This is a genomic window from Micromonospora sp. NPDC003241 (assembly GCF_053589795.1).
The window spans coordinates 345,045-370,323 of sequence record NZ_JBSFSO010000001.1 but is presented as its reverse complement, the minus strand read 5'-3'; the positions used below and the strand labels follow the sequence as shown (position 1 = coordinate 370,323).

Genomic DNA, 25,279 nt, shown 5'->3' with positions numbered 1-25,279 from the left:
CGCCCGGGAGCAGTCCCCGGAGCTGACCGTGGACGCGCTGGTCGCCGGCTGGGCGCAGTCGTCGCCGGATGCGGTCGCGGTGGTCGACGGTGCCCCGACCACGGTGGGCTGCCCGGAAACCCTTACCCGACCAGGGTGGGCGGCCCGGAAACCCCTGAACGACCGCCGACTACGCCCGGCGACGCATCTGGAGTTCGCGGAGGGCGGGGACGGTGGGGTGTGGCACCCGTACCCCGGTGTCGGCGAAGCCGATCCGTTGGTAGGCGCGGAACGCGCGGTCGTTGCCCACCACGACTTCGAGCATCAGTTCGCGCCGCCCGCAGTCCCGGGACCAGGCACCCACCGCTTCGATCAGGTCCGCGAGCAGGCCCGTGCCGCGCCACGTCGGGGTGACGTAGACCGCGTAGACCACGGTAACCGCGAGTTCCGTGGGGTGGGCGACACCGCCGGCGTGCCCGACCAGCCGGCCGCCGGGGTCCGCCACGAACTGGGCGGTGTGGGTGCCGGCCGAGACCTGGGCGATCCGGGCGGCGTACTCGGCGTGCGGGCGGGCGGCGGCCTCCGCGATCGTCTCCAGGAAGGCCAGCGGAGCGTCGGCGAGCATCTCCAGCCGGAGGGCCCGCATCCGGGCGGCGTCCGTCGGCTCGACCCGGCGGACGTCCGCCCGCAGGGTGCCGGTCCCGTCGATGGCGCTGGTCATGTCGGCATGCTTACCACAATGACGTACGGCGATGCCGCGAGTCGGAATACGCCCGATTTGTGGTCGTGCGCGGTCGTCACGCCTCGTGTACCGTGCGATTTCGGTCACCGTTTTCGGGGTCGTCGCGGATCGCTGAAACCGGGTGGTCTTCGGGTGCTCGGCGTGCCGGCGCCCGGAGTTGTGGTACGCCGCGCAGAGTGAGGACAACACCGTGGCACAGGGCACCGTGAAGTGGTTCAACGCCGAAAAGGGTTACGGCTTCATCGCCGTCGACGGCGGGCAGGACGTCTTCGTCCACTTCTCCGCGATCGAGATGGACGGCTACAAGGCGCTGGACGACGGCCAGCGGGTGGAGTTCGAGATCGCCCAGGGCCAGAAGGGCCCCCAGGCCGAGCGGGTACGCGTCATCTGAGCACTCCCCGGACCTCGCCCGGCTGATCGTCGGACGGGGTTTTGGGAACGTGGCCGATGCAGGGCTGCGGCGCCGGGGCCGACCAGGGAAGATCATGGGCCGATCCAGCCATCGCTGAGGAGCGTCCATGTCCGACCAGCCGCCCCCGGCGGGTCCGTCCTCGTCCCCTGACGAGCCGGACCGGCCCTCGCCCGCGAACGAGCCGAACCCGCTGGTGAACGAGCCCGACTCAGTCGCCACCGGGCCCGACCCATCCGCGAACGAGCCTGATCGGTCCACCGATCAGGGTGACGGGCGGCCACCGGTCGACCCCACCGCCCCCTACCCGCCGTCGGCCGGATCCGTGACGCCGCCGGTCGACCCGACGCCCCCGACGCCCCCGACTGACCCGACGGCGTCGGTCTCGCCGCCGGGTGCCGGTGAGCCGTCCGTGGTGTCGCCGGGGCCGGGCGTCTCGGGCGAGCCCGCTCCGGCCCCGGGTGTGGGGGCGGCGGCCGCCGCGCCGTGGGGCGGTGGCCCCGAGACCGGCGTGCCCGGCCAGCCGGGTGCACCAGCGCCCGATCCGGGCCAGTCGTATCCGGGCCAGTGGTATCCGGGTGAGCCGTATCCGGGCCAGTCGTATCCGGGGCAGCCCTATTCCGGTCAGCCGTATCCGAGTCAAGTCGGGGGGCCGCTGCCCTATCCCGGTCAGCCCTATCCGACGTCGCCCTACGGTGGGTACCCGGGGCACGGCCTCGACCCGGCCAGCCCGTTGGTGAATCCGCCCGGTGCCGGAGTGGGTGGCTGGTACGCGCGCTGTGTCGGCGCGGTTCGCCGGGGCTGGCCGGTGCTGCTGCCGATCGTTCTGATCACGCAGGTGCTGCCGGCGATGGTGGTGGCGGTGCTCGGGCTGGTGATCGACCCCACCGCGCGCTGGGAGGACCAGCTCGCCGGCGACAGCGCCGTGCTGCCCACCGGGTTCTGGGCCGACGCCTTCGTGTGGGTGGGCAGCCTGTTCGGAGCGGGTCTGATCGCCAGCCTGGCGCAGTGCGTGGGGTGGGCCGCCGGTACCTGGGTGATCGCCCGGCAGGCGGCGGGTGCCCCGGTCGACCTCGGCACGGCCCTGCGTTACGGGCTCCGGCGGGCGCTCGGGCTCTGGGGTTGGACCCTGCTGGTCGGCATGATCGTGCTGTTCGGCCTCTGCCTCTGCTTCCTGCCCGGCATCTACGCGGTGTTCGCGCTGGCGATGGTCGGCCCGGTCTACCTGTTCGAGCGGGACAACCCGATCGGCCGTTCGCACCAGATGCTGCGGCAGCGGCTGGGCCTGCTGCTCGGCCGGTTGGCGCTGGTGATCGGCGCGGTGATCGCCGTGTCGTTGGCCGCGGCCATGATCGAGCAGGTGGCGCTGCTGTCGATCGGCACCGGTCCGATGGACACCCGGACGGTGACCGTGGGCACGGTCGTGGTGACGGTGATGACGGCGCTGCTGACCCTGCCGGCCCAGCTCGCCCAGTTGGTCGGGCTGGTCGTCACGTACGCCGAGCAGCGGGCACACGAGGGGCCGGTGAACGACGCCCAACTAGCCCACGAACTCGGCTGATCACGGCGGTCGTGCTTGCACTCGGCAGGGCAGAGTGCTAAACAAGTCATTGGCACTCGCATGGCGTGAGTGCCAGTTGGTCGGGACGGTGGGGCCACCGTCGCACTCGGGGGATCACCTCGGGCGGGGCAGTGGCCGGTCGTCGCGGGCTATCCGGCCCGGCCGAGGAGACGTCGCCGTCGCCAGGTGGCGACGTCCCAAGGTGCGTACACCAGACGGCCCGTCCGGGGCACACCCCGGCTGGTCCGTGAGTGTCCAGGAGGACAACGCCGTATGGCCAAGATGATCGCGTTCGACGAAGAGGCTCGCCGCGGCCTCGAGCGGGGCATGAACCAGCTCGCCGACGCCGTGAAGGTGACCCTCGGCCCCAAGGGCCGCAACGTCGTGCTCGAGAAGAAGTGGGGTGCCCCCACCATCACCAACGATGGTGTGAGCATCGCCAAGGAGATCGAGCTCGAGGACCCGTACGAGAAGATCGGCGCCGAGCTGGTCAAGGAGGTCGCCAAGAAGACCGACGACGTGGCCGGTGACGGCACGACGACGGCGACCGTCCTGGCCCAGGCTCTCGTTCGCGAGGGTCTGCGCAACGTGGCCGCCGGCGCCAACCCGATGGCCCTGAAGCGGGGCATCGAGTCCGCCGTGGCCAGCGTCTCGGAGGAGCTGCTGAAGCTCGCCAAGGACGTCGAGACCAAGGAGCAGATCGCCTCCACCGCCTCCATCTCCGCCGGTGACAACACCGTCGGTGAGATCATCGCCGAGGCGATGGACAAGGTGGGCAAGGAAGGCGTCATCACCGTCGAGGAGAGCAACACCTTCGGGCTGGAGCTGGAGCTCACCGAGGGCATGCGCTTCGACAAGGGCTACATCTCGGCCTACTTCATGACCGACCCGGAGCGTATGGAGGCCGTCTTCGACGACCCGTACATCCTGATCGCCAACAGCAAGATCTCGTCGGTCAAGGACCTGCTCCCGATCCTGGAGAAGGTCATGCAGTCGGGCAAGCCGCTGCTGATCATCGCCGAGGACCTGGAGGGCGAGGCCCTGGCCACCCTGGTGGTCAACAAGGTCCGGGGCACCTTCAAGTCGGTCGCCGTCAAGGCGCCGGGCTTCGGTGACCGCCGCAAGGCCATGCTGACCGACATCGCCATCCTCACCGGTGGCCAGGTCATCAGCGAGGAGGTCGGCCTCAAGCTGGACGCCGCCGGTCTCGACATGCTGGGCCGCGCCCGCAAGGTCGTGGTGACCAAGGACGAGACCACCATCGTCGACGGTGCCGGTGACGCCGAGCAGATCCAGGGCCGGGTCAACCAGATCCGGGCCGAGATCGACAAGAGCGACTCCGACTACGACCGGGAGAAGCTGCAGGAGCGCCTGGCCAAGCTGGCCGGCGGTGTTGCGGTGATCAAGGTCGGCGCGGCCACCGAGGTCGAGCTCAAGGAGCGCAAGCACCGCATCGAGGACGCCGTCCGCAACGCCAAGGCCGCCGTCGAGGAGGGCATCGTCCCGGGTGGTGGTGTCGCGCTGGTACAGGCCGGCAAGACCGCCTTCGACAAGCTGGATCTGGCCGGCGACGAGGCGACCGGCGCGCAGATCGTCAAGATCGCGCTGGACGCCCCGCTGCGGCAGATCGCCGTCAACGCCGGCCTGGAGGGTGGCGTCGTCGTCGAGCGCGTCCGCAACCTCGACGCCGGCCACGGCCTGAACGCCGCGTCCGGTGAGTACGTGGACCTGCTGGCCGCGGGCATCATCGACCCGGCCAAGGTGACTCGCTCGGCGCTGCAGAACGCCGCGTCGATCGCCGCGCTGTTCCTCACCACCGAGGCCGTCGTGGCGGACAAGCCGGAGAAGACCCCGGCCGCCCCGGCTGGTCCGGGTGGCGGGGACATGGACTTCTGAGTCCAGCTCCAACGCCGGAAAGGGCGGGCCGCGTCAGCGGTCCGCCCTTTCCTATGTCGGTAGCGGCCGCTCGTCGCGCCGCTGCGCCCGGTCGTACGGTGGGCGGTGCGGCGCCGGTTCGTCGACCAGGATGAGCGGCTCCTCGGGTGCTTCGGCTGCCCCGCTCATCTCCGCCAACTGCTCCGCGTCGCCGTAGTCCAGCCGGTCGATCGGCAGTTGGGCCGGGAGTTCGGGAACCGCGACCAGGGGCACCGCCAGGGTGTCCCGGGTCTGCTCGTCATCCGTGGTCATGGCTGCCTCCTCTATGCAAAACCGTAGGGGGCGTCGATGACCGGGGTGGGTGAACGGTGCTATCGGCGGCTATGAGCCGGTTGACTCGTTCCGGCTGCCGAGCGCCCTGCGGTACAGGAAGAAGACCCGCTCGATCCGGGCACCCGCGCTGCCCGAGTAGAACGCCACCGGCCCGACCCAGCCGATCTGCGCGAACTCGACGCCGGCCGCCCGCTGGTCCCGTAGGCAGCGACGGAGCAGGACACCGCCGATCCCCGACCCCTCGGCGGCGGGCGCGGTGCCCATCGGCCCGAACCAGCTCGGCCGGGACGACCCGTACGCGGCGAAGCCGAGCAGCTCACCGTCGCGCTCGGCCAGGTGGCAACCGGCGTCGGGGCGGCCCACCGAACCGGCCAACTCGGCGTCCCACGCCCCGCCGAAGGTCGTCCGCGCGAACGCGGCGAGCGCCGGCAGGTCGCTCGACTCGGCCCGGCGTACGGTCACGCCCTGTCCGGCCAGCCGGGCCTCGGCGGCTTCGGTGGAGCGCAGGGCCGGCGACGAGTCGTACGACAGGTCGGCGGTCATGTTCCAGGCGGTGCCGTCCTGGCGGTAGCCGAGCGCGAGCGCGAGACAGATCGCCGGGGTGTAGCGGACGTCGATGCCGGGCCAGCCGTAGTGCGGCGGGTTCCCGGCGAGCACCATCTCGACCGCACCCGACTCGGCCAGCACCCGTTCGGCGTGCCCGAGCAGGGCCCGAGCCACCCCCTGACGGCGTACCTCCGGGGCCACCGCCAGCAGGTCCACGTGCCCGGCCTCGCCGGAGCGCGACCCGATCAGGACGCCGACCAGGGCATCCTCCCGGTACGCGCCGCACACCCGCACCGGCCGGTCGGCGGCGGCCCGGTGCCAGAGCGTCGCCACGAGCGGTTCCGCCTCGGCCGCGTCCTCCGGCAGGTCGAGCGCCCGGCGGCAGAGCTCCACCACCTCGGCGGCCCGCTCGACGGTCAACTCGACGATGGTGGTCCCGTCCATGCCTGCCGACCCTAGATCACGACCAGTCCGGTGTCAGGCCGCGATCCGGCATCAGCCCCGGGCGGCCTCGACGGCGGCGTACGCGTCGACCAGCCCGGCGCCGGCCACGTTCGCCGTACCGCCGCAGTTGCGGGAGCCGCTCGGGGTGTCGATCGGGGTGGCCGTCTCGCGCAGGATCCGCCGGGTCCGGTCCAGGTCACCGACGAGCTGCGGGTTGGCCGACCACATCAACGCCACCACGCCCGCCACCTGCGGGGTCGCCATGGACGTACCGGCGAGCGCGGCGTAACCGCCCCCGGGCATCGCGGAGAGGATGTCCTCGCCCGGCGCCACCAGGTCCGGCTTGTGCACGCCCGACGGGGTGGGACCTCGGGACGAGAAGTCGGTGACCCGCCGCCGCTCGTCCACCGCGCCGACCGTCAGCACGTCCGGGTACGGGGCCGGCGGGTCCTGGATGGACCGGCAGTACGGTCCGGTGTTGCCGGCGGCGGCCACCACGAGGATCCCGGCGGCCTCCAACGCGTCGACGGCCGGCAGCAACGTCCGGGGGTCACAGCCCTCGATCGACGGGCAGCCCCACGAGTTGGTCAGGATCTCCGGGGCCCGCGCCGGGCGCCCCTGCGCGAACGGGTCGCCGCCCGGCGGGAAGGGCGCCAGCATGAACTGGAGACAGTCCAGGTACGCGGCGGGGCTGCCCAGGTTGCGGTCGAGGTTGACGCAGCCCACCCACTGCGCTCCCGGTGCCACGCCGATGCCGCCCCGCCCGACGGCGCTGCCCGCCGTGTGGGTGCCGTGCCCGCTGCGGTCGGTCGGCGTACGGGTGTCGTTCCACGGGTCGAACCACGAGTCGTCGCCGCCCCGGAACCCGGTGGTCAGCGCCGGGTGACCGGCGTCCACCCCGGAGTCGGAGCTGCCCACGGTCACCCCGGCGCCGGTCACCGCCAGCTCTGACCAGACCCGGTCCGCACCGATCATGGTGATGTTCCAGGGTGGTCCGGTCGGCGCGGGCGCGTCGCCACGCGTCGTGCCGTCCGGCACCGGTAGCGGGCGCAGCCGCTGGCTGACCAGGACCCGCGCCACCTCGGGCCGGGTCGACAACCAGGCCCGCGTCACCGGCCCGCCGTCCACCTCGATCGCGTTGACCAGGTAGTAGGCGGTGTGGTCGAGCCGCAGGCGGCGCAGATCCCGGCGCAGGTCGGCCTGGGTCCGCTCGGCGGTGTCGACCAGCCGCCGGTAGACCTCCTCGGCGCGGGCGTCCCGGCCCGCCTTGCCCGCCCCGGCCGGCAGGCCGGTGAGGTCGGCCTGCTCGTGCAGCACCACGAACAACCGTTCCCCGTGCAGCCCCGGCTGGCCGGCGACGACGCCTCCGACGCCGACCGTCAGCAGCATCACCACGGCGGTCGTCCAGGCCGTGGCCCGGCGCGGCGGGCGCGCCGAGGGCCGGGCCAGCACCAGCGCGTACGCGGCCGACAGCAGCAGCGCGATGAGGAGCCCGGCGCCGGTGGTGACGGCCACCCAGAACGGGATGTCCCGGCTGCCCGACAGCAGCAGCGTGACCTCCTCCGGGTCGGTGAAGGCCAGCGGACCGAAGACGCCCAGCCCGACCAGCCAGGCGGTGGGCAGGCGACCGTGCCGCCGGTCGGTACGCCGGGCCAGCGCCCGCAGCGCGGCCAGCGCGAAGCCGGCCGGTGGCAGAGTCAGCAGCAGCGGCAACTGGGCACCCGACTGGCCGGTACCGGCGCCGACCAGCAGCAGCACCACTCCGGCGACCAGCCCGCCGAGCAGTACCAGCCGGGCCGGTCGGGGCGGCTCGCCGACCTCGTGGCGGCTCCAGAAGCGGGCATCCAGCAGTTCGCCGGCCAGCGCTCCCACGGCGGCGGCGGCCAGCCCGGCCAGCAGCGTCTCCAGCAGCCCGCCGAGCGCGCCGAACCGGACCCAGGGCATCAGCAGGACCAGCCCACCCGCGATGCCGAGCAGGGTCACCACGGTCGGCCGGGGAGCCGGCGGCGCGGCCCGGTCGGGCCCGACCGCGTCCGACCGATCATCAACCGGTCCGGAACGATCGCTGACCGGAGCAGCGACCGGCTGCTCTCCGAGCGACTCTGGCCCCGCCCCGGGCGGCCCCGGCGGCGTCGTGGGCGGAGCCGCCGGAGTGCTGGGCCATCCCGGCGGCGTGGTGGGCCAGCCGGGCGGTGTCGTGGGCCAACCGGGCGGTGGGAGCGGCCCGGGGCGGGCGCGGCGGGGAGCGGGGGCCAGGCGGGGGGAGAGCCGGTGCGCGAGCAGCGCCAGCAGCGCGGCGGTCACGGCCAGTGCGGCGAGGTACGCCTCGTGGTGCACCGGGGGAATCGTCCGCAGCAGCCCGAGCACGCCCATCGCGAGCGTCGCCGCCAGCCAGACCCGGCCGGCGGCGCGGATCGCGGTCGAGCGGGGGACCAGGGCCAGCGGCAGCGTGGCGGCACCGATCAGGAGCACGGCGAACAGGCCGGTCAGCGGCCAGAGCGGCACGAACCGGTCCAGCCCGCTGAGCAGCAGCACCTGGTCGACCAGCCAGCCACCGGCCTGTGTCAGCAGGGCGATGGTGACCGTCACGCCACCGACCAGCACCGCTGCGACAACGGCCCAGGGACTGCCGGCGTCACCGGACGTCAAGTGATCGTCACGCATCCGCACACCTTACGGTCCGGCTTCCAGCGGCCGTCCCGGGCGGCCGTCGCATGCCACCAGGTGATCGCTGCGGCTACCGTGGACGGGTGCGCGATCCCCACGTCTTGCGATCCGTTGCCGGCCAGCTCTCGCCCGCCCGCCGGGCCGACGACCTGCGTCGGCTACGGGCCGAGCGCTTCGACGTACTGGTCATCGGCGGTGGTGTGACCGGAGCCGGTGCGGCCGTCGACGCGGCCTCCCGTGGGCTGAAGGTGGCCCTGGTCGAGGCCCGCGACTTCGCGGCCGGCACGTCCAGCCGATCCAGCAAGCTGATCCACGGCGGCCTGCGCTACCTGGAGCAGTTGGAGTTCAACCTGGTGCACGAGGCGCTCACCGAGCGGGGGCTGCTGGCCACCCGGTTGGCGCCGCACCTGGTGCGTCCGGTGCCGATCCTGGTGCCGCTCCCCGCCGGGCAGGGCGTACGCGATCTTCCGGCCCGGGTGCTGCGCCGGGCGTACTACGGCGCCGGAGTGGCCGCGTACGACGTCTTCGCGGGTCTCTTCGGCGGCGGCCGGGGCATGCCGCTGCACCGGCACCTGAGCCGCGAGGGTGCCCGCCGGGTCTTCCCGAGCCTGCGTACCGAGGGGCTGGCCGGCGCGATCCGCTACTACGACGGTCAGGTGGACGACGCCCGCCTGGTGGTGACGCTGGCCCGCACCGCGGCGAGCCTGGGCGCGACGGTGGTGAGCAGCGCCCGGGCGGTCGGGCTGATCCGGCAGGCCCGCGAGGTGACCGGGGTGCGGGTCCGCGACCTGGAGGCGCCCGCCGGGTCCCCGGAGGGCGAGTTCGAGGTACGCGCCCGCACCGTGATCGCCGCCACCGGGGTGTGGACCGACGACATGTCGCGGATGCTCGACGACGTCGGGTTGCGGCGCGGCATCCGGGTCCGGGCGTCCAAGGGGGTGCACCTGGTGGTGCCCCGCTCGGCGATCACCGGCGAGACCGGGCTGATCCTGCGGACCGCCCGCAGTGTGCTGTTCGTGATCCCCTGGGGTGGGCACTGGATCATTGGCACCACGGACACCGACTGGCGGCTCGACCGCTCGCATCCGGCGGCCTCCGCCAGCGACATCGACTACCTGCTGCGGCAGGTGAACACGGTGCTGGACCGGCCGCTCACCACGGCTGACATCGAGGGCGTCTACGCCGGGCTGCGCCCGTTGCTGGCCGGCGAGGCGGACTCCACCTCGAAGCTGTCCCGGGAGCACGCCGTCATCGAGCCGATGCTCGGGTTGTTGCTGGTGGCCGGCGGCAAGTACACGACGTACCGGGTGATGGCGTCGGACGTGGTCGACCGGGCCGCGCACCGGCTCGGTACACAACGCCCGTCGCGGACCGCCGATCTGCCGTTGCTCGGCGCGGACGGGTACGCGTCGATGTGGCGGGACCGGGCCGACCTGGCCCGTCGGCACGGGGTGCCGGTCGGGGTGGTCGAGCACCTGTTGGAGCGCTACGGCAGCCTGACCCTGGACCTGCTCGCCCTGATCGACGCCGACCCGTTGCAGGCGTCTCCGCTGGCCGGCGCGCCGGAGTACCTCGCGGCGGAGGTGACCTACGCGGCCCGTGCCGAGGGTGCGCTGCACCTGGAGGACGTGCTCACCCGGCGTACCCGGATCTCCTTCGAGACCGCGCACCGGGGGCTGGAGTCGGCCGAGCACGCGGCCGAGCTGATGGGCGCGGTGCTGGGCTGGGACGCGGCCCGGCGGGAGCGCGAGGTGACGCACTACCGGGCGCGGGTGGAGGCGGAGCGGCAGTCCCAGTTGATGCCGGACGACGCGACCGCCGACGCCGCCCGGCTGGGTGCGCCGGACGTGCGCGGCTACCCGGCGGACCGTGGTGCCGACGACGGCGCGGCCGGGCTGCCGCGCTGACCTGGTCCACTCTGGAGATCAGGCGCGGTGGATGTCCGTCCGGACGGTTCCGTGCCCTACCTACGGTAAGGTAAGTTCCGCGCGTGATAGCGCAACCCTGGTCACGGCTGGTGTCCCTGCCCGTCACCGTCCTGGTGGCGGTCGCCCTGAGCGGATGCGCCCCGTTCGGCCAGCGCGCCGAACCGGAGACCTCGGCGAGCGGGTCGACCGCCGACCAGCCCGGTGCCGGCGGCGCCGCGACCAGCGGCCAGGGACGGGTCAGCCTGTTGCAGAACCTCGGCAGCGACGGTCCACTGCGCACCCTGAACGTGGCCCCCGACGGCCGGTGGGAGTGCATCGACTGTGCCGGCGACGGCGTCACCTCGACCGGCACGCTCAGCGAGGAGCACCGCGAGCGGTTGCAGCAGTTGCTCGCCGATCCGGGGCTGGCCGAGGAGACCGACGAGGCCCGGGGTTACCGGGTCACCTGTGTCGGCGCGTTGACGTCCAGCCTGCTCACCTCGGCGGGTCTGATCACCTCGCAGGACTGCCCCGGTGAGGAGCGCCCCGAGGTGGCCGAGGAGATCCTGCTGCTGCTCACCCAGAACACCCCGGCCGAGATGGTCGGCTGAGGCCGCCCGCCCGGCGCACCTCGCCGGTATCGAGAATCCCGCCGCTCAGAGCACCTTGCCGGGATTGAGCAGCCCGGACGGGTCGAGTGCGTCCTTGATCGCCTGATGCACCCGGACGCCCACCGGCCCGATCTCGCGGGCCAGCCACTCCCGCTTGAGCAGCCCGACGCCGTGCTCGCCGGTACAGGTGCCGCCGAGTGCCAGGCCGAGGCGCATGATCTCGTCGAAGGCCCGGCGGCCCCGTTCCAGGCTGGCCGGATCGGCCCGGTCGACCACGATGTTGGGGTGCATGTTGCCGTCACCGGCGTGACCGACCACACCGATCGGCACCCGGCACTCGGCGGCGATCCGGGCGACCCCGTCGAGCAGCGCGGCCAGTGCCGCCCGGGGCACCGCCACGTCGTCGATGACCAGGCCGCCGTTGCCGCCCGGGTACGTGTCCGAGGCGTACTTCTCCATCGCCGGGTGAGCCAGGCGTCGGGCCTGTAGCAGGGCGGCGGCCTCCACCGCGTCGGTGGCCGTGTACACCTCGGCGGCACCGGCGTCCGCGCAGACGGCGGCCAACTCGGCCAGGTCCTCGGCGGCGCGGGGACCGGTGTCGACGGCGGCCAGCAGCAGCGCCTCGGCGTCGGTGCGCAGCCCCATCGGCCGGTACGCCTCGATCGCCACCAGGTGCGTGCGGTCGAGCAGTTCGAGCAGGCTGGGGGAGAGGCCACGGGCGGCGACGCGGGCCACCGCGTCGCCCGCCTCGGCGGTGGAGCCGAAGACCGCCACCAGGGTCAACGACTCCGCCGGGGCGGGGCGCAACGCCACGGTCACCTCGGTGATCACCCCGAGGGTGCCCTCGGAGCCGACGAAGAGACGGGTGAGGTCGTACCCGGCCACCCCCTTGGCGGTACGCCGGCCGGTGCGCAGCACCTCGCCGGAGGCGAGCACCACCTCCAGGCCGAGCACGTACTCGGTGGTGACGCCGTACTTGACGCAGCACATGCCGCCCGCGTTGGTGGCGACGTTGCCGCCGATGGTGGAGGACTCCCAGGAGCCCGGGTCCGGCGGATACCACAGGCCCTGCTCGGCCACGGCCCCGCTGAGCGCCGCGTTGACCACGCCGGGCTGGACCACTGCGATCCGGCTCACCGGGTCGATCTCCAGGATCGCGTCCATCGCCACGGTGCTCAGCACCACCGCACCCGCGACGGCGTTCGCCGCACCGGCCAGGCCGGTCCGCGCGCCCTGCGGCACCACCGGTACGCCGTGCCGCCCGGCCGCCCGGACCACGGCGGCCACCTCCTCGGTGCGGCGCGGCCGGACCACCACCAGCGGCGTGCCGGACTCGCACAGGTCGGCCTCGTCCCGCTCGTGCCCGCGCAGCAGGTCGGGGTCGGTGAGGACCGCGTCCGGGCCGAGCGCGGCGCGGAGGTCGTCGAGGAGGCTGGCCATGGGGCCGAGGCTACGACCGGCCGACGGTGATCATCAACCTCGGGTCGCCGCCGAGTACCGTGGCTGCCGTGATCTACGTGGACCGGCCGGCCTGGCCGGCGCGGGGCCGTCTCTGGTCCCACCTGATTAGTGACGTCTCCGTCGCCGAGCTGCACGCCTTCGCCGAGACGCTCGGCGCTCCCCGGCGCGGCTTCGACCGGGACCACTACGACATCCCGGCGGAGCGCTTCGCGATGGCGGTCTGGCTCGGTGCGCAGGTGGTGCCGAGCCGCGAACTGGTCCGGCTACTGCGGGCCACCGGACTGCGCCGGCCCAAACACCTCGTCGCCCGGGTCCCGGCCGGTCAGGGCGGTCAGTTCGCGGCTCAGGTTGGCCCGGGCCCGCGCCTGTCCGGCGTCGGCCAGCGGGGCTAGCCGGAACAACGCGGGCAGGTCGAGCAGGCCGGTGAGCACCCGGGCCCGCCCGACCCGGTAGTCCGGCTCCGGCACGTGGGCGTACTCCCGGCGGATCGCGGCCGCGTACCTGTCGTACTCCGGCTCCGGTGCGGCCAGCACCGCCAGGTCGGCGTCGCAGAGCAGCACACCGTCGGCGTCCGCCGGGTCCACCGCGTGCCCGGCGGTGAGCAGGACCAACCGGCCGACCTCGGCCACCTCGGCGGCGGGCAGCCCGGCCCGGGTGAGCAGGACCTCGGCGAGCGCCGCGCTGTCGCGTTCGTTGCGGTCGCCGGGTGCCCGGGGGTCGTACACCGCGTCGTGACACCAGGCGGCGAGCCGGACCAGGTCGGGTCGGGACGCGGCCGGTGCGTACCGGTCGACGACGTCCAGCACGGCGGTCAGGTGCTCGACGGTGTGGTAGTGGCGGTGCGGCTCCCGCCACCGGGCGAGCAGCTCGGCCCCGGCGTCGTCCACCGCCGTCGGCGTGGTCGCGCCCGCCGATCCGGCGGCGGCACGCCAGCGTTCGATCAGCCCCGTCACCCGGACGAGTCTGCACCACCGGGCGCCCTCTCGGGTTGCGGCGGATCCGTCACCCGATGGGTGGGTGCACCCGCCCAGCGAGGATTGTCCCTTCGTGCCGTGGGTAGTCGCGGCCATGGCGGTGGCCCGGGACCGACGATTGCGCCTGCTGCGCGGCAACCGCATGCGCGACGGCCTGTCGGACGTGGACACCCAGCGGATCGCGGAGACGGTCGCGCAACTGCACCACCGGGGCAAGGCCACCCTCAAGGACCGCCTGCACCGGGTGCGGATGTCACTCGCCCTGGCCCTCCAGGCGGGTCTCGCGGCCGGGCTGGCCTGGGTGGCCGCGCACGAACTGCTGGGCAACCCGCAGCCGGTCTTCGCGCCGATCTCGGCGGTCGGCACCCTCGCCGTCTCGGTGGGCCAGCGGTTCCGCCGCACCGCCGAGCTGATCATCGGGGTGGGTGTCGGGGTGTTCGTCGGCGACCTGCTGGTCTATTTCCTGGGCACCGGTCCGTGGCAGCTCGGACTGATCGTCACCTCGGCGATCCTGCTCACCATCTTCGCCGGTGGCAGCGTCGCCATCGTCATCCAGGCGGCGGCCACCGCGGTGCTGATCGCGACGCTCAGCCCGTCGGTCGAGGACCTGGAGATCCCCCGGTTCATCGACGCGCTCGTCGGCGGCAGCATCGCGTTGCTGGTCACCGCCGTCCTGCTGCCACTCAACCCGCTACGGGTGCTCAACCGCGCCGCCCGGCCTGCTCTGGACCTGCTCGCCGAGCAGCTCGACCACACCGCCGACGGACTGCGCAACCGGGACCGCGACCGGATCCAGCAGGCGCTGGACCGGTTGCGGGACAACAAGGAGGAGCTGTCCGCACTCACCGAGGCGATCGAGGGCGCGAAGGAGACCGCCCTGCTCTCCCCGGCGCGCTGGCACCGGCGCAGCGAACTGACCCACTACGCCGAGGCGGCCGAGCCGATCGACCGGGCGATGCGCAATAGCGGCACGCTGATCCGGCGGGCCGTCACCCTGATCGAGGACGACGAACCGGTCCCGGGGCCGATGCCGGACGCGGTCGCGCACCTCGCCGAGTCGGTCCGCCTGCTCAAGAAGGAGTTCGCCCAGGGCGAGGAGCCCGAGCAGGCCCGGGAACGGTCGCTGCGCGCGGTCAGCGAGGCCGGCCGGGCGTACGCGGAGGGGGTCGGGTTCTCCGGCAGCGTGGTGGTCGCCCAGGTGCGTACCACCGCCAGCGACCTGATGGTGGCCTCGGGGATCAGCCAGGAGGAGGCGAACCGGCTGGTCCGGCAGTCCTTCGGTGAGCTGGAGCGGCCCGGTGCGCCGGCCGGCCCGGAACCGGCCGCCAAGGCGCCCACCGCACCCCCGGTCGGCTGAGCCGGGGGCGTGGTGCCGATGCGCCGGGCCGGGTGGGCCCGGCATGACTACGCTGACCGCATGGCCGACACCCCGTCCGGCGGATACCTGCCGCCGTCGCCTCCCGTGCCCGGCGCGCCACCCGGTGGCCCCGGCGCGCCCGGCATGCCACGTCGCCGGTTCCGCTGGCGGCGGGCCCTGGTGCTGGCCGGGGTGATCCTGCTGATCGCCGTCGGCGCGATCTTCATCATCTTCACCATCGGCGCCAGTATCGGCACGGAGGCGTTGCTGGTCGGCACGGCCGCCGCGATCCTGCCGGTGCCGGTGCTGGTGGCCTGCTTCCTCTGGCTCGACCGGTACGAACCGGAGCCGTTGAAGTATCTGATCTTCTGCTTCGCCTGGGGCGCCTTCGTCTCCACCTCGATCTCGCTGCTGGTCAACGAGACGGCCGCCAACTGGTTCGACGACCAGGGACTGCCCGCCGGGCTGACCGCGGTGCTGGTCGCGCCGTTCATCGAGGAGCTGACCAAGACCCTCGGCCCGATCCTGCTGCTGATCTTCCGGCGGCGGGAGTGGTCGGGCATCACCGACGGACTGGTCTACTGCGGACTCTCCGCGATCGGCTTCGCGATGGTGGAGAACATCCTCTACCTGGGCGGCCTCGGGTACGCCTCCGGCGTCGAGCAGTACGGCCCGGCGACCGGCGCACAGCAGGTCATCGCCATCTTCATCGGCCGGATCCTGCTGTTCGGTTTCGCCCACCCGCTGTTCACCTCGTTGGCCGGTATCGGTCTCGGTATCGCCGCCCGGTCGGCCGACCGGCGGGTCCGCTTCTTCGCCCCGGTCGCCGGCCTGCTGCTGGCGATGATGCTGCACGGAGCCTGGAACCTGCTGCCCACGCTGGCCGAGGCCACCGGCGAGGTGCTGATCTCGGTGGTCGGCATCGTCGGTGTGATGGTGCCGATCTTCTTCGGCATGGTCGGCTTCGCCGTCTGGCTGCGGGCCTGGGAGGGTCGGCTCACCGAGCGGGTCCTGCCCGACTACGTCCGCGCCGGGTGGTTGACCCCGCCGGAGGTGGCGGCGCTGAGCAGTCTCGGGCGGCGGCACGCGGCCCGGGTGTGGGCGCAGCGCGTGGGCGGCGAGGCGGGGCTGCGGGCGATGCGCGGCTACCAGTTCGCGGCGACCCGGCTGGCGCTGCTGCGCGACGGCGCGACGCGGGGCCTGGACCGCCGGCCCGCCGACCGGGAACGGACGGCACGGGAGGAACGGGAGTTGTTGGACTCGATCAGCCTGTACCGCTCGTACTTCGTGGGCCGGGACCCGCAGACCCCGGTGGGTGTCTGGGACGGGCAGCGATACCACCTGCGCTTCCCGGACGGCTCACAGCGGGCGGTCGAGGCACCGGAGGAGCCGGTGGTGCCCATCCCGGTGGTGCTCGCGCCCCCGCAGCCCCCGCCGCCGCCCGCCTATCCCGCCGGGTACGGCCCGTACGGCTGGCACGGGCAGCACCCGCCCGCGCACTGGCCGCCGGGCCACCGCTGAGCGGGCGGGCGCCTGTTCAGGCCAACAGGCTGGTCAGGAAGTCCCCGAGCCCCTGCGCCATCATCATCAGGGCCGCCCCGATCGACCGGAACATCTGGGCGGCGCCCTCCGGCCGGAAGGCCATGAAATAGATCAGGAACGCGAGGCTGCCCCAGGCCAGCACCTTCTTCACGAATACCGGCATCGTCCCTCCCCAGGGCCGGTGGTGCGGCTGGCTTCCCGCCGGGGAGCGTGGCAAACGACGCGGACGGAGTCAGTGCCGTCCGGGAGCGGTCGGGCAGCCCACGAGGGGCGCTGCCGTCGCCGGGTGTATCGGTGTCTTCGGGTGTCTCGGTGCCACCGGGGTCACAGATAGAGCCCGGTGGCGTCCTCCTCGACCCGCTCGGCGGCCACCGCGTGCACGTCACGCTCGCGCAGCAGCACGTAGCCACGCCCGTGCAGCTCCACCTCCGAGCGGTCGTCCGGGTCGAAGAGCACCCGGTCACCGGAGACGATCGAGCGTACGTGCGGCCCGACTCCGACGGCGGTGGCCCAGGCCAGACGCTTGCCCACGGCTGCGGTGGCGGGGATGACGATGCCGGCGGTGGACCGGCGCTCGCCCTCGCTCCCGTCCACCCGCACCAGCACGCGGTCGTGCAGCAGCCGGATGGGCAGGCCGGAGTCGAGATTCGGGTCGGCTGTCACGCCGCAGACGCTACCGTGTCGCCTCCGGCGCACCACCGGTGGTCACCCGGGTTGGGCAGCCGTCCGTGGGGGCAATGTGTGGCGGAAGTTTGCCCTACCGTGGAGCGGTCGGACGTATCCTGTCCGCCCCTGGCGCCCATGCGCGGGCCGAAATCTGCCTGGAGGTGCCCGTGAGCCGGTTCGAGCGGATCCGCAGCCGCGTGCGTCGCGCGTACGAGTCGGGTCGTGATTCGGTGCGTACCGCCCGGAACCGGCCGCCGGACGTGCCGGAGCCGGCCGCCACAGCCTCACCGTCGCGGCCCGGTCCGGCCGCGACGTCGGCCGCCACCGTGGTCGACGAGGAGTCACCGGAGCCCGGGCCCGCCTCCACCTCCAGCCGCGACGACACGGACGTGCCGCACGCGTTACGCATCGCCGCCGGCTGGTCCTGGCGGCTGATCGTGGTCGGCGTCGTGTTCTGGGCGCTGGTGAAGGTCGTCAGCACGATCAGCATCGTGATCATTCCGCTCGCCGTCGCCCTGTTGCTGTCGGCGTTGCTGGCCCCTGCCGTCGGGTGGCTGCTGCGGGCCCGGTTCCCGAGGTCGCTGGCGACGGCGGTGGTGCTGGTCGCCGGCCTGGCCGCGGTGATCGGCACGTTGACCCTGGTGGTCAACGAGTTCATCAAGGGCGTACCGGAACTGGCCGCGAAGTCGACCCAGGGCCTGCAACAGATCCAGGACTGGCTCAAGACCGGGCCGCTGCACCTGTCCGACAACGACCTCGACCGGTACATCGAGGAGATCCAGCAGTTCGTCAACAACAACACCGAGCGGTTCACCAGCGGCGCCCTCTCCACCGCCGCGACCCTGGCCGAGGTGCTGACCGGTACGGTCCTGGTGCTCTTCGCGGCGTTCTTCTTCCTCCGTGACGGCACCGTCATCTGGCGGTTCCTGGTCCGGCTGTTGCCGGTGGCGGCGCGCTGGAAGGTCGACGACGCCGGCCGGGCCTCCTGGGCGACCCTGGGCGCCTACGTCCGGGCTACCGTGCTGGTCGCCTTCATCGACGCCGTCGGCATCGGGATCTTCCTCGTCATCTTCGACATCCCGTTCGCGTTCCCGCTGGCCGCGCTGGTCTTCCTCGGCGCGTTCATCCCGATCGTCGGCGCCACGCTCTCCGGTGGCGTGGCGGTGCTGGTCGCGCTGGTCGACAGCGGCCCGGTGACCGCGTTGATCATTCTCGGTGTGGTGATCGGCGTGCAGCAGGTGGAGGGGCACATCCTCCAGCCGCTGATCATGGGCCGGGCGGTGGCCATCCACCCGCTCGCGGTGATCATCGGGTTGGCCGCCGGCGTGGTGCTCGCCGGGATCACCGGCGCCCTCGTCGCCGTGCCGCTGATCGCGGTGCTCAACACGGCGGTACGCCGCCTTGCCGCGCGCCGCGTACCGGACACCCCACCGGACGCGGTGGTCGTCGCCTCCCGCGCCCCCTGACCCACGGTGGCCCTGCCCGGCTCGGCTTGGGTCCCCGGCCTGGCCCAGCCTTGCCCGGCGCGGCCGAGCCGACGTCAGTCGGCGGCGAGCCGGGTCAGCGCGCCCTGGACCACCTCACGCCGGGTCGTGTACCAGAACGGCGGCAGTGAACGGCGCAGGAACGGCCCGTACCCACGGGCGGTCTCCAGCCGGGAGTCGAGCACCGCCACCACGCCCCGGTCACCGTTGGCCCGGATCAGTCGCCCGACCCCCTGGGCCAGGCGGACCGCCGCGATCGGAACGCTGACGGCGGCGAAACCGGAGCCGCCCTGGGCGTCCACCGCCGCCGCCCGCGCGGCGGCCAGCGGCTCGTCCGGCCGGGGGAAGGGCAGCCGGTCGATCACCACCAACTGGCACGCGTCACCGGGCACGTCCACCCCCTGCCACAGCGACATCACCCCGAACAGGCAGCTCGACCGCTCCTCCCGGAACCTGCGCACCAGCAGTGGCAGCGCCTCCTCGCCCTGGAGCAGCACGGGCAGGTCGGTGCGCGCCCGCAGCAACTCCGCCGCCTGCTGCGCGGCCCGCCGAGAGGAGAACAGCCCGAGCGTACGGCCGCCGAGCGCGGTGACCAGTGAGAGCAACTCCTCCCCGGCGGCGTCCGGGAGCCCGGAGACACCGGGTCGGGGCAGGTGCGCGGCCACATAGAGGATGCCCTGGCGGGGGTAGTCGAAGGGGGAGCCCACGTCCAGCGACCGCCAGCCCGCGCCGGAGTCGGTCGCCGCCTCGGCCGTGGACCCGGCGGGATCGCCGCCCGAACCGGCGTCGACCGGAGTCGCGCCGCCCGACGCCGTCCGGGGCCGACGGGTGGTGTCGGCGAGCGCGGCGGCGGCCGGCGTCGGCGGGGCGGGCGGCGGCGCGTCCAGCCCCAGGGCCCGGGCCACGGTGTCGAAGCGCCCGCCCAGGGCCAGGGTCGCCGAGGTGGCCACCACGGTCCGCTCGTCGTACAGGTGGGTGGCGAGCGTGCCGGCGACGGACAGGGGCGCGACGACCAGGGCCCGTCGACCGGTGTTGTCGTTGCGCTCCACCCACGCCACGTCGTGCTCCGCCTCGTCCAGCAGCCGCTGGGCGGTGGTGGAGAGTTCGTCCAGCACGGACTTGGCCTGCTGCTTGCGGACCGGGTCGGGGTCGTCGGCCTTGATATCACCGATGCTGTCCAGCGCCGCGCGGGTCGCCGCGTCGAGCAGCGTGCAGGCTTCCCGCAGCGGGTCGGGCAGGCCACCGGTGATCCGCCCGACCGGCGCCTCGGCCAGCCCGACCGCGAGGGCGTCACCGGACGCGGTCAGCGCCTCGGCGGTCTCCGGCCGCAGCAACGGGCGGGCCCGCCGGGCAGAACGGTCGATCAGCTCCGGAGTCAGCTCGGCCTGGGCCGCCGAGGAGACCCGGTCGGCCAGCTCGTGCGCCTCGTCCACGACGAGCAGCTTGTGCGGCGGGACGATGTGCCGTCCGGCGAGCATGTCCACGGCGAGCAGGCTGTGGTTGGTCACCACGATGTCGGCCTCCCGGGCGCGGGCCCGGGACGCCTCCGCGAAGCACTCCGCGCCGTACGGGCAGCGGCTCGCGCCGACGCACTCCCGGGCCGGCATGGAGACCAGCCGCCAGGCCTGGTCGTCGACGCCCGGGTCGAGTTCGTCCCGGTCACCGGTGTCGGTCTCCATGGACCAGTCCCGCAGACGCTGGATCTGCTTGCCGAGCCGACCGGCCTCGCCCAGCCACTTGGTGCCGCCGCCGGGGCGCTCGGTCGGTGCGTCGAAGAGGGTGTCCTCCGGCTCGTCCTCGTTGGAGTTCTCCAGGCGGGCCATGCAGAGGTAGTGGTGGCGGCCCTTGAGCACGGCGAAGGTCGGCCGGCGGCCGAGCACCGGCTCGACCGCGTCGGCCAGTCGCGGCAGGTCGTGCTCGACCAGTTGGGACTGCAACGCCAGGGTGGCGGTGGAGACCACCACCGGACCGTCGACGGTCAGCGCCGGTGCCAGGTAGGCCAGGGACTTGCCGGTCCCGGTGCCGGCCTGCACCAGCAGGTGGTCGCCGGAGGAGACGCACTCCTCGATGGCCGTGGCCATCTGCTGCTGACCGGGGCGGGCGGCGCCGCCGGGCACCGCGCCGACCGCGGCGGCGAGCAGGTCGGCACCGCCGGGCCGGTCACCTCGACGGCGGGCCTTGGCGCGGGCGGAGCCGGTGGTGGTACGGGGCGGAGTCACCGTGGCACGGTACCCGCCGGGACCGACGCGGACCGTACCGAGCGGCCGTGTTGCGGTGTCACGGTGCGGCACATATCTCCCCGTCGTCCGGTAACTTCCTGACGGCGACGGGTGGGCGGAATCGGTTAGGGTGCGACTCATGCCGAGCGACGTGGTCCGCGTGATCTACCGCAAGTACGACGGCAGCGCCCACCGCGACTACCCGGCCCGCCGGCTGACCGAGGACGACCTCGGCGTCTGGCTTGGCGTGTCGGCCGGCACCAGCTCCGTCTACCACGGCCGCCCGTCGGTCGAGCAGATCCCGTTCGTGTTGCTCGTGCCGCACCACGCCTGGTGGACCGGCATGTTCAACCCGCCCCCGCGCACCAGCGAGGTCTACTGCGACATCGCCAGCCCGGCCCGCTGGGAGGGCGAGGACACGGTGCACCTGATCGACCTGGACCTGGACGTGGTCCGGCGTCGGGAGACCGGCCTGGTCGAGCTGCGTGACGAGGACGAGTTCGCCGAGCACCGGGCCCGCTTCGGCTACCCCGACGACCTGGTGGTGGAGGCCGAGGCGGCGGCACGGTGGCTGCTCGGTGCCCTGGGTGACGGCACCGAGCCGTTCGCCTCCGCGTACCGCAAATGGTTGGCCTTGGTGGTCTGAGCCCGGCCCGCGTCGGCGTCGCCGCGCGCCACCACCGTCGTCGCGCGATGATGCTGCGATGGGCTACGAGGGAACTGACGTGGTGGCGCCGGTCGGCGGCGCGGTACGCGACCTGCTCCGGGTGGCACCCGGAGGGCCGGTCGACCTCGGGGCGATCGATCCGCGTGCGTCGCCCGGGCTGCCCGGCCCCGAGGTGACCGGGCCGGACCGCAAGGGCTGGGCCCGCCGGCAGGTCAGGTGGGTCGGCGACGGGTTGGCCCGCCAGCAGGAGATGCTGTTCGCCGGTGCGAAGGTCGACCCGGGGTCGGGACGTCGGGTGCTGCTGGTCCTCCAGGCGATGGACTGCGGTGGCAAGGACGGCACGGTCAAGCGGGTGGTCGGCGCGATGAACCCGCTCGGCGTGCACATCCGGGCGTTCGGGCCGCCGACCGCCGAGGAGCTACGGCACCATTTCCTGTGGCGAATCCGACAGGCGCTGCCGCCCGCAGGTCATCTGGGGGTGTTCAACCGCTCGCACTACGAGGACATCCTGGTGCCCCGGGTGCAGGAGCGCGCGCCGGAGGAGGTCTGGCGGCCCCGGTACGCCGAGATCGACGACTTCGAGCGGGAGCTGACCGACGGCGGTACGGCGATCGTCAAGGTCTTCCTGCACATCTCGCACACCGAGCAGGCGCGCCGGCTGCTGGCCCGGCTGGACGACCCGACGAAGCACTGGAAGTACCACCCCTCCGACGTCGACGCCCGCGCCCGCTGGGACGACTACCAGGCCGCGTACGCGGAGCTGCTCGGCCGGTGCGGCAGTGACGCCGCGCCCTGGTACGCGGTGCCGGCGGACCGGAAGTGGTATCGGGACTGGGCGGTGGCGCACCTGCTGCGTGAGACGTTCGACACCCTCTCGCTCGGGTATCCGCCCGCGGATTTCGACATCGCGGGTGAACGGGAGCGGTTGTTGAGGACAGCGGGTCTGCTGAAGGTGAACGGAAGTTGAACGAGCGGTGAATGGCACCTGGCCAGGGGTGGGCCGACGAAGGGCCGCTCGGGGGGTTCCCTAGCATTCCCTCAGCAGGGCGCCGGACGGCGGCTGCACCCCTACCACCGACACGACGAGGTCCGTGCTGTGAGGTTTTCATTCCGCCCCAACGAGGGCGCCTTCTACGAGCTCTTCACCAGGGCTGCGCAGAACCTGGTCCGGGGTACCGCGCTGCTGAACGAGCTGGCCCTGCCCGATGTCGAGGTGCAGTCGGTCAGCGAACGGCTCACCGAGGTCGAGCACGACAGTGACCAGATCACCCACGAGTTGTTCAAGAAGATCAACTCGACCTTCGTCACTCCGTTCGACCGGGAGGACATCTACCGGTTGGGGTCGCTGCTGGACGACGTGATGGACCACCTGGAGGCGGTCGGCAACCTGCTCTACCTGTACGGGCTGACCAAGCTGCCCTCGCTGCCCCGGGAGATGCACGAGCTGGTGCACGTCCTCGACCAGCAGGCCAAGTTGACCGCCGAGGCGATGCCCCGGCTGAAGTCGATGAAGGACCTGGAGGACTACTGGATCGAGATCAACCGGCTGGAGAACGACGGCGACCAGGCGTACCGGATGCTGCTGGTGCGGCTCTTCTCGGGCGAGTACGACGCCTTGACCGTGCTCAAGATGAAGGAGGTCGCCGACGAACTGGAGGCCGCGTGCGACGCCTTCGAGCACGTGGCGAACACCGTCGAGACCATCGCGGTCAAGGAGTCCTGATCCTGTGAGTCCCGAGCTCATCGCGGTGCTTGCGGTGATCGGGGTGGCCCTGGTGTTCGACTACACCAACGGCTTCCACGATGCCGCGAACGCGATCGCGACCAGCATCTCCACCCGGGCGCTCACACCCCGGGTCGCGCTCGCCATGGCGGCGGTCGGCAACTTCATCGGCGCCCACTTCGGCGCCGAGGTCGCCAAGACCGTCGGCAGCGGGCTGGTGGCGCTGCCCACCGGTGTGTCCAGCCTCGGTATCGTTTTCGCCGGTGTCATCGGCGCGATCACCTGGAACATCATCACCTGGTATTTCGGGCTGCCGTCGTCCTCCTCGCACGCCCTGATCGGTGGCCTGGTCGGCTCGACCGTGGCGGCCTCCGGCACCGTGCTCTGGTCGGGCATCGGCGAGAACGTGATCATCCCGATGATCCTGTCGCCGATGGTCGGCTTCATCCTCGGCTACATCGCGATGATCGCCGTGCAGTGGATCTTCCGCAAGGGCCACCCGGGCAAGCTGAACCGGGGCTTCCGCTGGGCGCAGACCGCCTCGGCGGCGGCCATGTCGGTCGGCCACGGCATGCAGGACGCCGCCAAGACCATCGGCATCGTGGTGCTCGCCCTCTTCGTCGGTGGCTACCAGGAGGACGCCACCTACATCCCGGAGTGGGCGTTCTGGACCTCGGCCGCCGTGCTGGCCGCCGGCACGTACGCCGGTGGTTGGCGGATCATCCGTACCCTCGGGCGGAAGATCATCGACCTGCGTCCGCCGGAGGGCTTCGCGGCCGAGACCGTGGCCAGCGGCGTGCTCTACTTCAACGCGCTGGTGCTCGGCGCGCCCATCTCGACCACCCACACGATCACCTCGGCGATCATGGGCGTCGGGGCGACCAAGCGGCTCTCCGCCGTGCGGTGGGGCGTGGCCGGCAACATCGTCGGCGCCTGGATCCTGACCTTCCCGGCGGCCGGCTCGATCGGCGCGATCATGTACTTCGTCGTCCGCCCCCTGTTCAGCTGAGGTGAAAGGAAGGGTCCCCTGCTAACGCCTCGCGTATAGCAGGGGACCCTTCCTAACATCGCTCAGAGGTAGGAGACGCCGATCTGCGCGCGGACGTCGTCCAGCAGGGTCATGATCTCCAGGGTCGCCGAGTGCGGCACCAGCGGGCTCTCGGTCAGCCCCTCGGCCAGGCAGCGCTGCACCTCGATCGCCTCGTACTGGTAGCCGTTGCCGACCAGCTCAGCGCTGATCGTCTCGGCCGGCGCGTCCGCCCGGTGCAGGACGAAGCCGTCCGGCCGGAAGAACGGGTCGGGCAGCTCGATCCGCCCGGTGGTGCCGATGATCGAGGCGGTGAGCCCGGTCGCCCCGACCATGCCGCAGCTCAGCGTGGCGACGGCGCCGGAGTCGTACCCGAGGACGATGCCGGTGTTCTCGTCCGTGCCCTCCGGGCCCAGCTTCGCCCACGACCGGACGTGCTGCGGCACGCCGAGGATCAGGTGGGCCAGGCTCACCGGGTAGACGCCCAGGTCCAGCAGCGCACCCCCGCCCAGCGCCCGGGCCCGCATCCGGTGCTCGGGCGGGAACGGCCCGGCCACGCCGAAGTCGGCGCGTACGCCGGTGACCGTGCCGATCGCCCCCTCGGCGATCAGCTCACAGGCGCGCAGGATGAGCGGGTTGCACCGCATCCACATGGCCTCCATCAGGAAGACGCCGCCCGCGCGCGCGGTCTGGACCAGCTCGGTGCTGGTGGCCAGGTCGAGCGTGAACGGCTTCTCCACCAGCGCCGGCTTGCCGGCGGCGAGGCAGGTGCCGGCCGCCTCGTAGTGCGCGGCGTGCGGGGTGGCGACGTAGATCACGTCCACCTCGGGGTCTGCGGCCAGGTCGTCCCAGGTGCCGTGCGCGCGGGTCGCGCCGTGTCGTTCGGCGAAGCGCTCGGCGCTCTCGGCGGTCCGTGAGCCGACCGCGACGAGTTCCGCGCCCGGCACCAGGCGGAGGTCTTCGGCGAAGCGGGCGGCGATGTGGCCGGTGGCCAGAATGCCCCAACGAGTCATGGCGTGACGTTACCGAAGATCACCTCCGGGCGGCACCGCTGATCCACCGGCCGGGACATCGCTCTAAGCTCG

Annotated in this window: 21 protein-coding genes and 3 pseudogenes; 13 read left to right on the top strand and 11 right to left on the bottom strand. The window is 72.8% G+C overall.

Translation table 11 applies throughout. The annotated features are described in order from the left end of the window. Positions 1–169: 169 nt before the first annotated feature. The gene (locus ACWDVW_RS01800; protein WP_449943480.1) at positions 170–700 is read right to left on the bottom strand and encodes an N-acetyltransferase family protein; all 531 of its coding nucleotides are present in this window, start codon (positions 698–700) and stop codon (positions 170–172) included. 211 nt (positions 701–911) lie between these two features. Between ACWDVW_RS01800 and ACWDVW_RS01795 the strand changes: the two genes are divergently transcribed. From ACWDVW_RS01795 to groL, 3 genes are all read left to right on the top strand, one after another. Then, on the top strand, positions 912–1,112 hold the full coding sequence (locus ACWDVW_RS01795) for a cold-shock protein (RefSeq protein WP_099852798.1): 201 nt from the start codon (positions 912–914) through the stop codon (positions 1,110–1,112). 127 nt (positions 1,113–1,239) lie between these two features. Then, the gene (locus ACWDVW_RS01790) at positions 1,240–2,691 is read left to right on the top strand and encodes a hypothetical protein (protein WP_449943477.1); all 1,452 of its coding nucleotides are present in this window, start codon (positions 1,240–1,242) and stop codon (positions 2,689–2,691) included. Positions 2,692–2,964: 273 nt separating this feature from the next. Next, positions 2,965–4,587, top strand: coding sequence for a chaperonin GroEL (gene groL, locus ACWDVW_RS01785; protein WP_449943475.1), 1,623 nt, complete (start codon positions 2,965–2,967; stop codon positions 4,585–4,587). A gap of 51 nt (positions 4,588–4,638) precedes the next feature. On the opposite strand, the gene ACWDVW_RS01780 is transcribed toward groL, so the two are convergent. The 3 genes from ACWDVW_RS01780 to ACWDVW_RS01770 form a co-directional block, all read right to left on the bottom strand. Next, the gene (locus ACWDVW_RS01780; RefSeq protein WP_396741997.1) at positions 4,639–4,878 is read right to left on the bottom strand and encodes a hypothetical protein; all 240 of its coding nucleotides are present in this window, start codon (positions 4,876–4,878) and stop codon (positions 4,639–4,641) included. Positions 4,879–4,947: 69 nt separating this feature from the next. Continuing rightward, on the bottom strand, positions 4,948–5,889 hold the full coding sequence (locus tag ACWDVW_RS01775; RefSeq protein ID WP_449943471.1) for a GNAT family N-acetyltransferase: 942 nt from the start codon (positions 5,887–5,889) through the stop codon (positions 4,948–4,950). Between the two features lie 51 nt (positions 5,890–5,940). Beyond that, entirely contained in the window at positions 5,941–8,553 is a 2,613-nt protein-coding gene (locus tag ACWDVW_RS01770; RefSeq protein WP_449943469.1) for a S8 family serine peptidase, read from the bottom strand. Positions 8,554–8,603: 50 nt separating this feature from the next. Between ACWDVW_RS01770 and ACWDVW_RS01765 the strand changes: the two genes are divergently transcribed. Together ACWDVW_RS01765 and ACWDVW_RS01760 are read left to right on the top strand one after the other, a co-directional pair. Beyond that, positions 8,604–10,463: a glycerol-3-phosphate dehydrogenase/oxidase gene (locus ACWDVW_RS01765; RefSeq protein ID WP_396741991.1), complete on the top strand. Its 1,860-nt coding sequence runs from the start codon at positions 8,604–8,606 to the stop codon at positions 10,461–10,463. An 83-nt stretch (positions 10,464–10,546) separates the two neighbouring features. Further along, complete coding sequence (locus tag ACWDVW_RS01760; protein WP_449943466.1) at positions 10,547–11,074, top strand: hypothetical protein; 528 nt, start codon at positions 10,547–10,549, stop codon at positions 11,072–11,074. 45 nt (positions 11,075–11,119) lie between these two features. Here ACWDVW_RS01760 and ACWDVW_RS01755 read toward each other — a convergent pair whose 3' ends face one another. Further along, positions 11,120–12,514 carry an FAD-binding oxidoreductase gene (locus ACWDVW_RS01755; protein WP_449943464.1) on the bottom strand — a complete coding sequence of 465 codons (1,395 nt, stop codon included), beginning with the start codon at positions 12,512–12,514 and terminating at the stop codon, positions 11,120–11,122. A gap of 26 nt (positions 12,515–12,540) precedes the next feature. Between ACWDVW_RS01755 and ACWDVW_RS01750 the strand changes: the two are divergent. Then, positions 12,541–12,750 (top strand): annotated as a pseudogene (locus ACWDVW_RS01750) (DUF4031 domain-containing protein); the annotation flags it as partial. 48 nt (positions 12,751–12,798) lie between these two features. Here ACWDVW_RS01750 and ACWDVW_RS01745 read toward each other — a convergent pair. Continuing rightward, positions 12,799–13,488 carry an HD domain-containing protein gene (locus tag ACWDVW_RS01745; RefSeq protein WP_449943461.1) on the bottom strand — a complete coding sequence of 230 codons (690 nt, stop codon included), beginning with the start codon at positions 13,486–13,488 and terminating at the stop codon, positions 12,799–12,801. Positions 13,489–13,651: 163 nt separating this feature from the next. Between ACWDVW_RS01745 and ACWDVW_RS01740 the strand changes: the two genes are divergently transcribed. Continuing rightward, positions 13,652–14,866 (top strand): FUSC family protein, encoded by a 1,215-nt coding sequence (locus ACWDVW_RS01740; protein WP_449943524.1) that lies wholly within the window; start codon positions 13,652–13,654, stop codon positions 14,864–14,866. Positions 14,867–14,884: 18 nt separating this feature from the next. Further along, positions 14,885–16,387 carry a PrsW family intramembrane metalloprotease gene (locus ACWDVW_RS01735; protein ID WP_396741983.1) on the top strand — a complete coding sequence of 501 codons (1,503 nt, stop codon included), beginning with the start codon at positions 14,885–14,887 and terminating at the stop codon, positions 16,385–16,387. Between the two features lie 16 nt (positions 16,388–16,403). On the opposite strand, the gene ACWDVW_RS01730 is transcribed toward ACWDVW_RS01735, so the two are convergent. Together ACWDVW_RS01730 and ACWDVW_RS01725 are read right to left on the bottom strand one after the other, a co-directional pair. Continuing rightward, positions 16,404–16,571, bottom strand: a complete 168-nt coding sequence (locus tag ACWDVW_RS01730; protein WP_449943457.1) for a hypothetical protein — start codon at positions 16,569–16,571, stop codon at positions 16,404–16,406. Positions 16,572–16,732: 161 nt separating this feature from the next. Further along, the gene (locus tag ACWDVW_RS01725) at positions 16,733–17,071 is read right to left on the bottom strand and encodes a GroES family chaperonin (protein WP_396741981.1); all 339 of its coding nucleotides are present in this window, start codon (positions 17,069–17,071) and stop codon (positions 16,733–16,735) included. Positions 17,072–17,241: 170 nt separating this feature from the next. On the opposite strand from ACWDVW_RS01725, the gene ACWDVW_RS01720 reads away from it, so the two are divergent. Then, positions 17,242–18,540 carry an AI-2E family transporter gene (locus ACWDVW_RS01720; protein ID WP_449943453.1) on the top strand — a complete coding sequence of 433 codons (1,299 nt, stop codon included), beginning with the start codon at positions 17,242–17,244 and terminating at the stop codon, positions 18,538–18,540. Between the two features lie 74 nt (positions 18,541–18,614). On the opposite strand, the pseudogene ACWDVW_RS01715 reads toward ACWDVW_RS01720, so the two are convergent. Next, positions 18,615–19,292: pseudogene (locus ACWDVW_RS01715) on the bottom strand (ATP-dependent DNA helicase); the annotation flags it as partial. Positions 19,293–19,415: 123 nt separating this feature from the next. Then, positions 19,416–20,849: pseudogene (locus ACWDVW_RS01710) on the bottom strand (ATP-dependent DNA helicase); the annotation flags it as partial. Positions 20,850–20,916: 67 nt separating this feature from the next. Between ACWDVW_RS01710 and ACWDVW_RS01705 the strand changes: the two are divergent. The 4 genes from ACWDVW_RS01705 (at position 20,917) to ACWDVW_RS01690 (ending at position 24,176) form a co-directional block, all read left to right on the top strand. After that, positions 20,917–21,423 carry a DUF402 domain-containing protein gene (locus tag ACWDVW_RS01705; RefSeq protein ID WP_449943451.1) on the top strand — a complete coding sequence of 169 codons (507 nt, stop codon included), beginning with the start codon at positions 20,917–20,919 and terminating at the stop codon, positions 21,421–21,423. Between the two features lie 58 nt (positions 21,424–21,481). After that, complete coding sequence (locus tag ACWDVW_RS01700; RefSeq protein ID WP_449943448.1) at positions 21,482–22,411, top strand: PPK2 family polyphosphate kinase; 930 nt, start codon at positions 21,482–21,484, stop codon at positions 22,409–22,411. A 129-nt stretch (positions 22,412–22,540) separates the two neighbouring features. Beyond that, entirely contained in the window at positions 22,541–23,167 is a 627-nt protein-coding gene (locus tag ACWDVW_RS01695; RefSeq protein ID WP_350699318.1) for a DUF47 domain-containing protein, read from the top strand. Positions 23,168–23,171: 4 nt separating this feature from the next. Continuing rightward, a complete protein-coding gene (locus ACWDVW_RS01690; RefSeq protein WP_449943444.1) occupies positions 23,172–24,176 on the top strand; it encodes an anion permease in 1,005 nt (334 codons plus the stop codon). A gap of 62 nt (positions 24,177–24,238) precedes the next feature. Here ACWDVW_RS01690 and ACWDVW_RS01685 read toward each other — a convergent pair whose 3' ends face one another. Continuing rightward, entirely contained in the window at positions 24,239–25,207 is a 969-nt protein-coding gene (locus ACWDVW_RS01685; protein ID WP_449943441.1) for a Gfo/Idh/MocA family protein, read from the bottom strand. Positions 25,208–25,279: the final 72 nt, after the last annotated feature.

Coding starts and splice junctions, on each gene's coding strand:
- ACWDVW_RS01730 (WP_449943457.1), bottom strand. CDS start 16,571: ATGCCGGTATTCGTGAAGAAGGTGCTGGCCTGGGGCAGCCTCGCGTTC.
- ACWDVW_RS01705 (WP_449943451.1), top strand. CDS start 20,917: ATGCCGAGCGACGTGGTCCGCGTGATCTACCGCAAGTACGACGGCAGC.
- ACWDVW_RS01780 (WP_396741997.1), bottom strand. CDS start 4,878: ATGACCACGGATGACGAGCAGACCCGGGACACCCTGGCGGTGCCCCTG.
- ACWDVW_RS01735 (WP_396741983.1), top strand. CDS start 14,885: ATGCGCCGGGCCGGGTGGGCCCGGCATGACTACGCTGACCGCATGGCC.
- groL (WP_449943475.1), top strand. CDS start 2,965: ATGGCCAAGATGATCGCGTTCGACGAAGAGGCTCGCCGCGGCCTCGAG.
- ACWDVW_RS01765 (WP_396741991.1), top strand. CDS start 8,604: ATGCCACCAGGTGATCGCTGCGGCTACCGTGGACGGGTGCGCGATCCC.
- ACWDVW_RS01685 (WP_449943441.1), bottom strand. CDS start 25,207: ATGACTCGTTGGGGCATTCTGGCCACCGGCCACATCGCCGCCCGCTTC.
- ACWDVW_RS01775 (WP_449943471.1), bottom strand. CDS start 5,889: ATGGACGGGACCACCATCGTCGAGTTGACCGTCGAGCGGGCCGCCGAG.
- ACWDVW_RS01755 (WP_449943464.1), bottom strand. CDS start 12,514: ATGGCCAGCCTCCTCGACGACCTCCGCGCCGCGCTCGGCCCGGACGCG.
- ACWDVW_RS01740 (WP_449943524.1), top strand. CDS start 13,652: ATGCGCGACGGCCTGTCGGACGTGGACACCCAGCGGATCGCGGAGACG.
- ACWDVW_RS01770 (WP_449943469.1), bottom strand. CDS start 8,553: ATGCGTGACGATCACTTGACGTCCGGTGACGCCGGCAGTCCCTGGGCC.
- ACWDVW_RS01800 (WP_449943480.1), bottom strand. CDS start 700: ATGACCAGCGCCATCGACGGGACCGGCACCCTGCGGGCGGACGTCCGC.
- ACWDVW_RS01700 (WP_449943448.1), top strand. CDS start 21,482: ATGGGCTACGAGGGAACTGACGTGGTGGCGCCGGTCGGCGGCGCGGTA.
- ACWDVW_RS01790 (WP_449943477.1), top strand. CDS start 1,240: ATGTCCGACCAGCCGCCCCCGGCGGGTCCGTCCTCGTCCCCTGACGAG.